Genomic DNA, 12,935 nt, shown 5'->3' with positions numbered 1-12,935 from the left:
AGTTATTTACTTAATCTAATACCTGAATACAACCATCTACTGGATGCATGAAAGAAGTTTCTGTATGTTTTTCGACTGTGTCCTGTTGGGGTTGCCACTGAGCTTCCCCTTAGAACATTTTGATTTGACATGAATTTTCCATTATACTCGCCAAGTGCACCGGGCGCTTTTTGGTAGCCAGGATATGGCAAATAGGCGCTGTTGGTCCATTCCCATAATTGACCCCAATTCAACTTTTCTGCTGCGCATTCCCATTCAAATTCAGTGGGAAGTCTCATTCCTTTCCAAGTTGCAAATGCTTGTGCCTCATAAAAGCTCACATGCTGTACTGGAGCTTCCACAGTCACTTTTTCAAATCCAATCAGGGTGTAATTATACCATTCCCCATTTATTAACTTCCAATACAATGGAGCATCAATTTTTTCATTTTGAATAAAATCCCATCCTTCTGAAAGCCATAAATTGAAATCTTTGTAAGCTCCTGCTTTTATGAACTCAAGGTATTCACCATTAGATACCAAACTTTTTGAAATTTCAAAATCCTGAAGATAGACCTGATGTCGTCCATGTTCATTGTCATATGTAAATCCCAAATCCTTAGCTCCTATTTCATATAATCCAGCTTTGAAGCTGAAAAATCCAGTTTTAGTTTCTTCTTGTGTTGTAAATTCCTTTCCATACACAGGAAGCAAAGGCTGAGTACCCAAGATATATTTGATATCATATACCAAAAGTTCTTGATGCTGCTGTTCATGGTTGATTCCAATTTCAAATATGTCAAGAACTTCATCAGAGGGTGAAGATTCCAAGAGTTCCACACATTTTTGGGTCACATATTGACGGTACTTTATTACCTCTCTGACAGGAGGTCTGCTCAAGAAACCTCTGTTTGGTCTTTCTACCCGTTCTCCAACATTATTGTAATAACTATTGAAAATAAATGAGAAATCTTTGTGAAACACTTTGTAATCCTTGTTGTACTTTTTGAGTAAGAACTCCTCAAAAAACCAAGTAGTATGTCCAATATGCCATTTTGGTGGGGAGACATTAGCCATCGGTTGGACGATATAGTCTTCTATTTCCAATGGTGCACAAATCCGTTCTGTCTGCTCTCTCACCAATTCAAACCGGATTTTTAACTCTATGTTCTTTTTCATAATCCAAAATTTCACTTTTTCACTTTTCAAACTACAAGCCAGCTTTAAAACTAGTCCTAAAAACCGCATTTACTTCCACTATCTCGGATGATAAAAGTGATATTTTTAGATTCGCTAATTCAGGTTTAATTATGGCAATTTATGATTTTTAGGTGATTTTTCACTTTAATAAATCTTTACGAATCTGAGTTTCAATTTCTTCATTTAGAGGCTAACTATTCTCATAATCAGTGTGTTTTTATGATAAATTTTCATAGATCCAATTTTACTTTTTATAATTTGTTTCCAAAAGGGTTTATGTTTCTATTGATTATTAAATTTGATAATTTATTCTAGGAATCATCATATTTATTTTCCCCCAATTGGTTAAAAGACCCTCACATTGGGAAAAAAAAATGACAAATTGAAAATGAATGAATCCACCTCAACCTTTCTATATCGCTTGAAATAATGAATTGATGTACAATGTAGATGATTTTTTATTTTAGGAATAGCTTTTGGACAATCAAACATATCAACTATATAACAAAAAAAATTTAAAACATTAATAAAACATTATGCAAGAGCACCGTAAAGAAGGCCAAGTGGCTAAGACAATCGAAAAAAGAACAGCACAAATCCCATCAGACGTTTTTCTGTGGACTTCATTGTCTACAATGGCGGTTTCCTTGACGCTAAAAATAATGGGAAGAGGTAAAGATGCCTTGTTTGTAGGACAGTGGGCAGCTCCATTCCTTTTGATGGGGGTTTACAATAAAATAGTAAAAACTGAAGGTTCAGATAAGGAAGAATAGAATTCAGTATTTTAACTAAAAATATGAGGGGATGGTTGACTTATGTGCTTCCCTCCCCTCTTTTTCTATCACTTTAAAAAATAAAATTATGAAATCAACACACAAAAAAATTAAAACCTTATTGGGACTGGCGATGTGTTTTGCACTTGCCAGCGCATTTATATCTTGTGAAAACAGAACCACAGAAGCAGAATACGCGGAAGATGAAAGTATATATGGAGACAGAAGCGATGAAGCATTGCGAATTGAAAATGAAGGAATCAGGGATACTACAGATATGGAGGATACAACTGGCCTGATGGCTAAACATGATGAAATAGTCAAAAACATTCCTTCAAACATCTATACCATCATCAAGGGTGATTCTACCATGAAGAATCAAATGATTGTAGACTCAAGGGAGTACGAAAAAGACAACAAAACTTACTATGAAATTCTTTTTCGTCATGACAAGAAAATCACACCTGTGACTTTCGACAAAGATGGTAATCGCCAAGAAGATTATGATGTTAATTGATTTGAAAAAATGAGCGAATGGAACTTTCTGGTTGAGGTATTGTTTTCATTCGCTTATTTTCTACTTTTTTATTACTCCATATTCAAGATCGTATTGATATCCTTGATGTGGCCAAACAATAAAAGAATATCCCCTTCCTCTATAACTGTATCTGGAGTAACTACTCCCGTTACCTTTTTAGATTTAGATTTGACACCAAAAATATTCGGTTTTTCTTCTATCTTGATTAGAGTCAATATATTGATATTGTAATCTTGCCTTATTTTTGTATCGGAGACAGTTAATCCTATATATCTTTTGGGTGTTTCGACTTCAATGATGTTGTATTCTTCAGATACATTTAGAGAATCTATGACGCCTTTCATCTGCAAGCTTTTGGCCATTCTTTCTGCAGAGTCTTCTTCTGGATGAAGGATTTCATCCACTCCAATAGCTTTGATTACCGTTTCATGTACTTTATTGATGGATCTACTAATAAGTCTTTTTATTTTCAGCTGTTTAAAGATTGCTGTTACCATAATTGATGCACCAAAATCTTCTCCTATTGCGATTATCACAGCATCTGCTTCTTTGCAAGGCAGGTTTTTGACGGCTTGAATGTCCGTTGCATCCATCACCACAGCGTGGGTGATTTTGTCTTTTACAGCATCTACTTTGTCTTCACTACTATCCACTCCTATGACTTCATGTCCATACGATGTCAATCTTGCAGCCAAATGGCCACCAAAATTCCCCAATCCTACAATGATGTATTTCATGTGTTTACAATTTATTTTTACAGATCACCCCGATTACCTGGGGCAGACTATGGTATATGTCTTGACAAATAATCATCCCAATGTTGGACGTACTTGTAATGCTCGATTCCATAATCGCTTTTTATGATTATACGCTTCTTTGCCAGTAGCTTTAATTCCAAAGTTGATTGCTTGTTAATGTTTAATATCTATGAGTATCAAATATCAATTAATATCGGATCTAAGCTAAATCAGGCTTTTTTTAGTTAGTGGCAAAGTTCCGTATATCCGTATCGCTTTTTTCTTATGTGATAAATACTCCCTCTTCTGGATATTTGTATCTTAATGTCCTCGCTTTTTGAATCATGGCTACCAAAACTGTCAATGTACCAACCCTTCCCAAAAACATGATGATTGAAACGACAATCTTACTGCCAGTGGACAGGTCTCCTGTGATACCAAGACTCAGCCCCACAGTGGAGAATGCTGAGAATATTTCAAATGCCACACTGATCAAAGTCAATTCTGGATCAAAAAGCAAAACAAGAAAGACACCCAATCCGATGACCAAAAATGAAAGCAAGATAACGGCAAATGCTTTTCTCAATGTTTCATTGCTGATCTGTCTTTTGAATATTTCTACCCGATTTTTTCCTTTCGCAATACTCACAGCATTCAATACCGCTACTGCAATCGTACTTGTTTTCAATCCACCACCTGTAGAACCGGGTGAAGCACCGATCCACATCAAGATGAGGTATATCAATACCGTGGGCATAGCCAAAGCCGACATGTCAACAGTATTGAAGCCAGCTGTTCTTGGAGTCACAGATCCAAAGAAGGCTGTAACAAATTTTCCATATCCAGACAATCCTTTAAGTGTATTATCTGCTTCATAAATCCAATAAGTAACAAATCCTAGCACCAATAGAATTCCTGTGGTATATACTATCAACCTGATATTCACATTGGCTACCCTTGGGGCATGTTTGTATTCTTCTTCTCCTGTAATCATTCTCTTGGTTCCAATCACCACATGTTTGAAATAATTATAATATCCCAAAACAACCGGAAATCCTATACCGCCTAAAATTATGGCAAAGGCAATAATCAAATGTACTGTGTATTCTTCTCTAAATCCAACTTCATATAGCCCATCCCCCAAAGTAGAAAAACCGGCATTACAAAATCCGGAAATTGCATGAAATACAGAGAAAAACAACTGATCTCCCCTATTTTCAAATAAATTGCTGTCTATCACCGAAGAGATTAGCAGTGCCGCAACACCTTCCGTCAGTAGTGTAAAAAGTATAATTTTGAGCAAGGTGGAATTTATCGCACCTATGTTTTCTTCATTGATGTAATCTTTTAGAAACAGTTGATTTTGTAGTGAATACGACCCTTTGAAAAAGAAACCGAAGAAGGAAGTAAATGTCATCATTCCCAATCCTCCAACCTGAAAAAGGATCATTATGATAAACTGTCCGAGAAAAGTGAAATCAGAGGATGTATCCAAAACGATAAGTCCTGTCACACAGACTGCCGAAGTTGAAGTAAATAATGCATCAATCAAACTGATTCCATTTACTGTAGCATTTGGCAATGACAACAAGCCAGTGCCAAGCAAAATCACCAACAAGAAACTAAGTATAAATACCATTGCTGGATGGATTTTCAACTGATTGGCTACAAGGCTTAGCTTGCTCAATTCTATTAGGAAAAGAATAAATACAAGCAAATTCACAAAAAATGCTTTAATCTGAAGGTTTCCGACAGTCACTGTACTTTCCAATTCTAGGACTTGAAAATTGACCAAAGAAGCAAAAACCAAAAAAAGGATGATACCAATCTCGACAATGTATCTAGACATTTTGAATTTCTCGGATTTGGAGAATAACCTGATAGTATATCCCAAAGACAAAAGCAACAGTAGCATAAAATAGATTTTGCCAACTACTCCTGAATGTACCTCATCCCTAAACCCAAGGTCAAACACCAGGATCCCAAAAGCTAGCGTGCTAATGACTTGAATAATGCTATTATTCAGTTCAAACAATTTCCGGATCTTTAAGATCCTTTCATCTGGACTTTTGAAAAATTTACTTTCCATATTCATATTAGAATTCGAAAGGTATTAAATAGAACAGATAGACAAAAGATTTTTTTTGATGAAATCCTTTCTTGACCAAGTATGTTTTCCGAAAGATTAATTTTGTAATATGTGTATCCGCTTATTTTCAAGTAGCCAATCAATAGAATGTTTAATAAATGATGTTGACTTTTGGCAGATGTCCGGTGAGAAGAATCCTCAACACATAATACCTCTTCTGAGCCAACGTACAGCATTGCGGATACTCATATTCTGAAAAGTAGCACTGAATTATGTTTATCTTTTACCTAAATTTAAGCAAGAATAAAAAGTATGGATTCAGTGCTACTACTTATATATTTATTATTTATTCATTCTTCCACATCTGCAGCAATAGCAGCCAAACCAATCAACCCACCTAAGAACAGAATAAGACCCGCTCCTTGTCCTTTTGTAATGCTGTAACTTCCCAGATCTTCACGAGTGAGTAAATTTTGATTTAGCTCTTTTTGTCCCATATTTCTTACTTTAAAAAAACCTGACAAATAGAAATTTTGGTTTACAGTTTTTGTGATAATTGGATTGTTATTGGAATCGATTAAGGAGTAATTGATAAAGCTATTGAGCTTCATGGGAGATTTTGAGTCTTCATAGAAAACAAGGTTTGTATTGATCGGATAATTGAACAAAGGATAGTATGTCTGATTTCCAATAAATCTATTTCCAACTATATTTCTGACTTCTGGTTGGATGTTAGCAAAAGAGCCTTCCACATAGGAAAGTGGCGGTACAAACAAAGTATTGGGTTTTCCTACAATCTCTCCACCAAAGGATCCAACTTGACCTCCATTAGCCGATCCAAAAGTATCTAGCCAACCACTGATGGTTGATTTCCCATCTACATAGCCAAAAGTTTTCCCATTGATAGTTAGAGCTGACTTGGTCAAGTTAATGAGAATAGGGGTTTGTGAATAATTTTCAATACGGACTAGAACAGTGCCATCTTGATTGTTGAAGGCGTGGGAAACACCAATTGTATCATTTTTTATCATCACTGTTCCATCATCTGCCAATGTACTTTCTTCATCATAATTTTGCCATTGAGAAATGTAATGCGTAGTACAACTAAAAAGAAAAGGGAGTAAAAAAAACAAGGGTAAGTACTTTTTCAGGTAGTTCGACATAGTTCTTGGTTTTTAAAATCTTAATTAACTTAACGGAAAATAAAAATTAAGTTTTCGAATAACGAAGGAAATTTTATTAACCTATTGTTTCAACTATTGATTTCAATCCATATATTTCCATTATGATTGTTGTTTGAATTTTTACCTTAAACAGATTATTTCCTTCTACTTTTGTTAGAAATTGACTTGTAATATTTAGTTTATTTACGATCATTAGGAAATTAATTAACTAAAAGTTGTTACTAATCAGACTTATATAAAAAAATGTATAAAGTAATCATAGTGGATGATGAACTGCACGCCCAAGAAATTCTAAGTGAAAGCATAAAGAAATTTTTTCCGGGCAAGTTCGAAATTGTAGCAAAATGTTTTTCTGCAGACGATGCATTTGTGGAAATTCAGAAATATGATCCAGATTTGGTATTCTTGGATATTCAAATGCCGCAAAAAAACGGATTTGAACTTTTGGAAGAGCTCATTGATGTTGATTTTTCAGTCATTTTTAGCACTGCATACGAAGATCATATGAAAAGAGCCTTTAAACACCAGCCAGTTGATTACTTATTGAAACCTATTGATCCTGATGAATTTAAAAAAACACTGCTCAACTTTCAAAAAAAGCAAAAACCTAAATCTTCGATAGGTAAGAAAGTTTCAGAAGTTCCCTCATTTTTGAATAGAGGAATTATAAAACTGACTTCCCAAAAAAGTGATCGTATTGTAAATAAAAATGATATAGTCTATTTCGAAGCAAATGGAAGCTATACAAATGTGGTAATTAATGATTCTAAAAAATTCATATCCAGCAAAAACCTAAAAAAATATGAATGCTTTTTGGAAGATCAAAGCTTTCTCAAAGTAAGCCAATCACATATAGTCAACATCAATTTCATTGAGGAGTTCGATAAATCGGATAGTATGCTAAGGCTTAAAAACAAGGAATTTATCTCAGTTTCTACAAGATTCAAATCAAAATTATTGAAGAGTTTTGAGTAAAAAAGGATTCTATTTGGCTATAATCTGCTTACTCCTGCCCTTTTGGTCAATCAGTCAGCAATTTCCATTAATCCATCATACTACTTTGGATGGATTGGCAAACAATGCCGTAAGGTCACTTTTTATTGACTCCAGAGGTTTTCTTTGGGTTGGAACAGAACATGGCGTTTCGTTGAAAGAAAATGGAAATTTTCAAAACTTCTATACGGATGATGGCCTTGCCCATGGAAGCTGCTGGGCAATCACAGAAGATAGCAAAGGCCAAATGTGGTTTGGAAGCTATGGTGGAGGTATCACAAAATTTGATGGAGAAAAATTCACTTCTTTTCCCTTAGACAATGGCTTGATAGATTCCCGAATCAGACATTTCTACCCTTACCAAAACAAAATTTTTGTAGGTACAGAAAATGGAATCTCAATCATAGATATTGATACAGAAAAAATCACATCAATAGAAAACTCTGTCTTGAATAGTCCTCAAAGCTATGTATCTGGTTTTTTTGAGCATGAAGGGATTATTTTCTATTCCACTTATGGAATGGGAGTTTATAGTTTTGATCCTAATGAAGCTAATCCGAACATCAATCTTGTAAATGAACATAGCTTCATCTATGCTATGAAAAAAATCGGAGGCAAAGTTTATTCAAGTAACAAAGGCTTTGTAGATGAATTTTTGCTCGATGATTTTATTGCTGGAGAAAAACCTAAAAATACTTTCGGTAAGTCTATCGTTTGGGATTATCTAAGCATTGACCAAAAGGCAATATACATGGCAGCATGGGGAATCTATGCGAACAATGGCGGTGCTTATTTATACAAGGATCAACAATTTGAAAACCTATCCACCACATTTGATATTGATTCGAAATCAATAAACTCGATTGTATATAGCGCTGATAAAGAGGTTATTTACCTTGGGTCACTTGATAATGGAGTTTATGCTGTCAGTATCAATCAAGACATCATTTATCATCCATTTGGAGATAAAGAAATTTTGGATTTATCTTTTGAAAACAATCAAAAAGCTATTCTGCATCAAGATGGATTTTCCATATTCACGCAGGAAAGTGAACTTATAAAAATCATAGAAAGACATAATTTTAAGCGAGTATCAGAAAACTATGTAAAGTCTCGCAAACACCAATTACCAAAACATGAAGACGACTTTTTTGAATTGGATTTTGAAACAGGAATTGACGAGATCCTATTTTATGAAATGCAATCGAATGATGGAAATTACTGGATTTGTAGCAATATTGGCATATTTGAGTTAAGTGAAAAAGGTGATTTTCTGAATTATTTACCCATACATTCCTACAAAATAGGTTTTACTCCTGATGGTAAATTTATAGAGACGAATCCTTATGGAGGAGTTCGTATTTATAATGATGTTAGCAAAATGGATTATGAATATTTTTCATTCGAACAAAACAAAAATATCCCAACTACAGTCAGCAAAGTGATTCGTGCTAAGGATAAGACGTATTTTTCTTCAGTTTTTGAAGGCTTGTTTCATTGGAATGGTTCAGAATTCCATTCATACAAATACACAGCAGAACTGCCACTTTCCAAAATCAAACAAATGCATATCACTAGAGATGGTAAGTTGGTTTTGGCTACAGAATTTGACGCTATTTACATAGCCGAAGACAAAGGAACATTTGAAATACAGGATACCATTGAAAGAAGTCAAATAGTCGGTAAAACAGTTTTGTTTTTGGAAAGCTATCAAGATCATATTCTCATAGGAACAGAAAAAGGTCTCAACATATACCATAATGGAAATGTGAGGGTCTTGGATGATGAACAAGGCTTGTCCCACATGCTTTTTAAAACTGCAAAAGTGGATAATGAACTTCTATATATAGGCACAAATTCAGGATATTACGTCCTAGATCTTCCAAAAATACTTCAAGCTGAATCTGTGAAATTTCAATTATCTATCTCCCAGGTTTCTATCAATCAAAAACCTATTGGCGAGGAAAATTTTTCATGGTTTGTTCTCAAGCATGATCAGTTGAAACTCCCATCTGGGGAAAATACACTTCTACTAAAATTCAAACCAGTAGGTCATAAATTTCCGGAAAAATTGCTTTACCGGTATAGGTTGCTTATGGAAGATGAATGGAGTCCCTACAGCTCAGAACCCCAGATATTTCTATCGTATTTGCCAGCTGGAAACTATTCGATTGAAGTCGAGGTATATGATCAATTTTCGGGAAAAAATACCGTTACAACTTTGCTCAAACTACAAATTCTAAGACCATTTTATCAAAATCCATGGATCATAGTTCTATTCATGGTCAGCATTTTTGCTATTTCATTCGTGTCCTATAGAGCCAGAATGAAAAAGTTGAATGATCAAAAAGCTTCTGAACAAAAAATCCAAAGGCAACTTGCAGAAACAGAATTGGAAGCTCTTCGAAGTCAGATGAACCCACATTTTATCTTCAATGCAATCAATTCAATACAGTATTACATCTTAACAGGAGACATAGACAAAGCGAATGAGTTTATAGGTAAATTCTCAATTCTAATTCGCAAAACGCTCAAAAACAGCTCAAAACCCTACATAAAACTAAGTGAGGAGTGGACTTATCTGCAAACATATATAGAAATTGAGAATGAGCGAAAAGGTGGACACATCAATTGGTCCGTAGAAATTGACCCTAGTATCGAAATAGACAAAGTAAGCGTCCCACCTATGCTTATTCAGCCGATTATAGAGAATGTATTTATTCATGCTTTTTCACACAACCATCCTAATCCAACCTTGAGTATCTATCTTAAAGCCATGGATTTCGATACTTTAGTCTGTACTGTAAAGGACAATGGTGTCGGAATGCAAAAGGTTAAGAAAAACCCACTTCACGATTCCAAAGGAATAGATTTAGTAAATCGCCGTGTATCCTTGATCAAGGGCAAAGAAAAAGAATATGTCACCTTTAGCACTACAGTTGATTCAGGAACAAAGGTTGAAATTGAAATACCATTTAGATAAAAAATCTATTCAATAAGTTAACTTAATGCTGTTTAGTAAAAAGGCGAAACCTGACAGGTGCAATCATTCTTATACCCTTCCTTTTCAAACAAAATCCAAGCCTTAGGTAAGTCGAAAACCTGCCATTCTTACCTAAATGAAATTATAGAATTAATTTAATTTTTTTGACTTCATACCTACCCTCAGACATGCCTTGGCATAGTTGAAGATTACTTTTGCATACAAGAAACAATACGGATATCATCGAAATAAGTGCACTTATCCAAAATATGCTAGCGATTGTACATTGTATCCACATCAGATGGATGAATAAAATATATTTGAAATTATAAAACCACCAACCCATGGCCCTATTTAAAGTTACTGTAAAAAATCCCATGTTCCGCAACGGCGTTCGTCTTATAAAAGGCATGTCAGTAGATGTGGTCATGGATCACGCAGCCCACTACCCACTCAATCACGAAAGAGGTGAACGCGTAGTCGATGCTTTCAAACGGATGTACGATGTAGATATCCGCAAAGCCAATGCAGTAAATTCAGCACATTTGGATGTGGTGAAGGTTGGGTAGGGTATTTACAAAAAAATAAAACAATGATAGAATCTAAAAACACAAATCTAATCGAAATCAAAAACGAACTTTTAAAGATCATAGAAAAATTTCAAATTGAATCTTTGAAGAAAAAAATTCTTGAATATAAAAATTCAGACTATAAAGTTAAAGTTGCATTTTTAGGAGAGTTTTCTGCAGGTAAAAGTACTTTAGTTAATGCATTAATGAGAAAAAACTTTTTGCCAACTTTTGATAAGCCCACGACAGCTATAATTACAGAATTACAAAAAGGTGCAGAATACAAGTTTGAAGTTGCGGAAAGAATTGATGGGGAAGATAAAATCACTGAAATCTCACCATCTGATTTAGTAGATGAAGTTCAAAAATCCGGAGCAGATAGAATGTTGAAAATTTCAGTTCCTGATTCAGAATTAATTAGTGACGATACATTGATTATTGACACTCCAGGTGTTTCATCCATAAACGAAACGCATTCAGATGTGACATACGGTTATATTCCAATGGTTGATGTTGCTTTTTTGGTTGTAAACATAAATATGGGAAGTATCTCAAAAAGCCTCACAGAGTTTATTAACCAATATCCAGATGAAATAAAGAACAAACTTTTCTTTGTTTTAAATTTTGCTGATACCAAAGCCCCTTCGGAAAGAAAAAAATTAATTGAGGAATTTACTCAGTCAGTAAGTATCATTGTCGATTCTCCAAAAATCTATGAAGTTTCGGCTTTAAATGCTATTAAAGCAAATAATTCTGGTGACCAAGAATTGTATAAAAAATCTGGTATCGAGCAGATTGAAAAAATAATTATTGAGGAATTGCCTTTAATGAAGGCTGGTATTAAGGAGCAGAGAGAAAAAGAATTTTTATTAGAAATCAAGGATTCATTAATTAATGTTTTAGAAGAAATTAAGGATAATCTTGATAAAGACGATGAAGGGTTAAGTGAAAGAATTAAAGAATTAAGGAATGAGATTAATCAGCTAGAAATGGCCGAAAAATCATTTTTCAACTCTATCAAGAAAATGGAGGATAAGGCAATTGAGGAAGCCACAGATATTGCCGATCAATATGTCGACGAATTAATTGAGAAATTCATCCAAAAAGAGCCTTATGCAGAAAATATTGCTGATATGTTTCAGGAGATTCAGATGAACTTGATAAATAATCTTCCAGATTTTGAAAACTTTGAAATTTCAACGATAGAAGATACTGAATTAGCTAAAACCATATCAACTATATCTTCAAAAATAGGCTCAAAATTTCAAAGGGGGCAAGAGTACTCAAAACTTGCAATGTCAGGTCTTATTGCAGTTGTTTTTCCAGCTCAAGGAGCTTTAAACGTTGCAGAGTTTGCTGCTGGTTATTTAATACAGACTTCTGGTGGAAGCAATGGGGAGCCAAATGAATCTAAAAATATTGAATCAAAAACATCCTCCTCTCAGCCCATGGATGGTAATCAAAAAACAGACGCACCTACATCTAAAAGTCTGGTCTCAAACTCAGCTCCAATTCAAACTAAAGCCTGGCATGAATTAAGTGGAAAGCAAAAAGCTCTAAGAATTGGTGGAGGATTTTTAAAAGCTACAACACTTATTATTGAAAAGGTAAACTTGTTTGAACATGCCGCAAACGCGTATAATAAAAATACACAAACAGACAAATTAAGAAGAGAGTTGAGGTCTAAGGCTAATTTAATTGTCACGAAAACCTATAGTACTATAAAAAATAAGGCAAATGATCATGTTGAAGAATATTTCAAAATGCCACTTAATTCAAAAATTGAAGCTCTAGACACATTACGTAAAAATAGAGACGAAAAAAATTATTTAAATGAAAAGAAGGCAAGAGATATATATCAGGATTTGATTCAACTTAAATCTATTTAAAA

10 protein-coding genes are annotated in these 12,935 nt (G+C 34.3%); 6 read left to right on the top strand and 4 right to left on the bottom strand.

The genetic code is table 11. The features are described from left to right. Window positions 1-2: 2 nt before the first annotated feature. On the bottom strand, window positions 3-1,157 hold the full coding sequence (gene egtB, locus MM236_RS14520) for an ergothioneine biosynthesis protein EgtB (RefSeq protein WP_241275716.1): 1,155 nt from the start codon (window positions 1,155-1,157) through the stop codon (window positions 3-5). 557 nt (window positions 1,158-1,714) lie between these two features. Here egtB and MM236_RS14515 point away from each other — a divergent pair. Further along, window positions 1,715-1,951 carry a hypothetical protein gene (locus MM236_RS14515; protein WP_241275715.1) on the top strand — a complete coding sequence of 79 codons (237 nt, stop codon included), beginning with the start codon at window positions 1,715-1,717 and terminating at the stop codon, window positions 1,949-1,951. 88 nt (window positions 1,952-2,039) lie between these two features. Continuing rightward, window positions 2,040-2,468: a hypothetical protein gene (locus MM236_RS14510; protein ID WP_241275714.1), complete on the top strand. Its 429-nt coding sequence runs from the start codon at window positions 2,040-2,042 to the stop codon at window positions 2,466-2,468. 71 nt (window positions 2,469-2,539) lie between these two features. Here the strand turns inward: MM236_RS14510 and MM236_RS14505 are convergent, their stop codons facing one another. The 3 genes from MM236_RS14505 to MM236_RS14495 form a co-directional block, all read right to left on the bottom strand. Then, a complete protein-coding gene (locus MM236_RS14505; protein WP_241275713.1) occupies window positions 2,540-3,226 on the bottom strand; it encodes a potassium channel family protein in 687 nt (228 codons plus the stop codon). Between the two features lie 283 nt (window positions 3,227-3,509). After that, a complete protein-coding gene (locus MM236_RS14500) occupies window positions 3,510-5,315 on the bottom strand; it encodes a TrkH family potassium uptake protein (RefSeq protein ID WP_241275712.1) in 1,806 nt (601 codons plus the stop codon). A gap of 350 nt (window positions 5,316-5,665) precedes the next feature. Beyond that, window positions 5,666-6,478, bottom strand: coding sequence for a hypothetical protein (locus tag MM236_RS14495; protein ID WP_241275711.1), 813 nt, complete (start codon window positions 6,476-6,478; stop codon window positions 5,666-5,668). A 264-nt stretch (window positions 6,479-6,742) separates the two neighbouring features. Between MM236_RS14495 and MM236_RS14490 the strand changes: the two genes are divergently transcribed. The 4 genes from MM236_RS14490 to MM236_RS14475 all read left to right on the top strand — a co-directional run bounded on the left by MM236_RS14490 (window position 6,743) and on the right by MM236_RS14475 (window position 12,933). After that, entirely contained in the window at window positions 6,743-7,474 is a 732-nt protein-coding gene (locus tag MM236_RS14490; RefSeq protein ID WP_241275710.1) for a LytR/AlgR family response regulator transcription factor, read from the top strand. Continuing rightward, window positions 7,467-10,475: a sensor histidine kinase gene (locus MM236_RS14485; protein WP_241275709.1), complete on the top strand. Its 3,009-nt coding sequence runs from the start codon at window positions 7,467-7,469 to the stop codon at window positions 10,473-10,475. The genes MM236_RS14490 and MM236_RS14485 overlap by 8 nt, the downstream gene beginning before the upstream one ends. A 344-nt stretch (window positions 10,476-10,819) precedes the next feature. Continuing rightward, the gene (locus MM236_RS14480) at window positions 10,820-11,044 is read left to right on the top strand and encodes a DUF6140 family protein (RefSeq protein ID WP_255742733.1); all 225 of its coding nucleotides are present in this window, start codon (window positions 10,820-10,822) and stop codon (window positions 11,042-11,044) included. Between the two features lie 23 nt (window positions 11,045-11,067). Continuing rightward, window positions 11,068-12,933, top strand: a complete 1,866-nt coding sequence (locus MM236_RS14475; RefSeq protein ID WP_241275708.1) for a dynamin family protein — start codon at window positions 11,068-11,070, stop codon at window positions 12,931-12,933. Window positions 12,934-12,935: the final 2 nt, after the last annotated feature.

The sequence above is a fragment of the Belliella calami genome (assembly GCF_022549695.1).
In the GTDB taxonomy this organism is placed as follows: Bacteria; Bacteroidota; Bacteroidia; order Cytophagales; family Cyclobacteriaceae; genus Belliella; species Belliella calami.
This window is presented reverse-complemented; position numbering and strand designations above follow the sequence as displayed.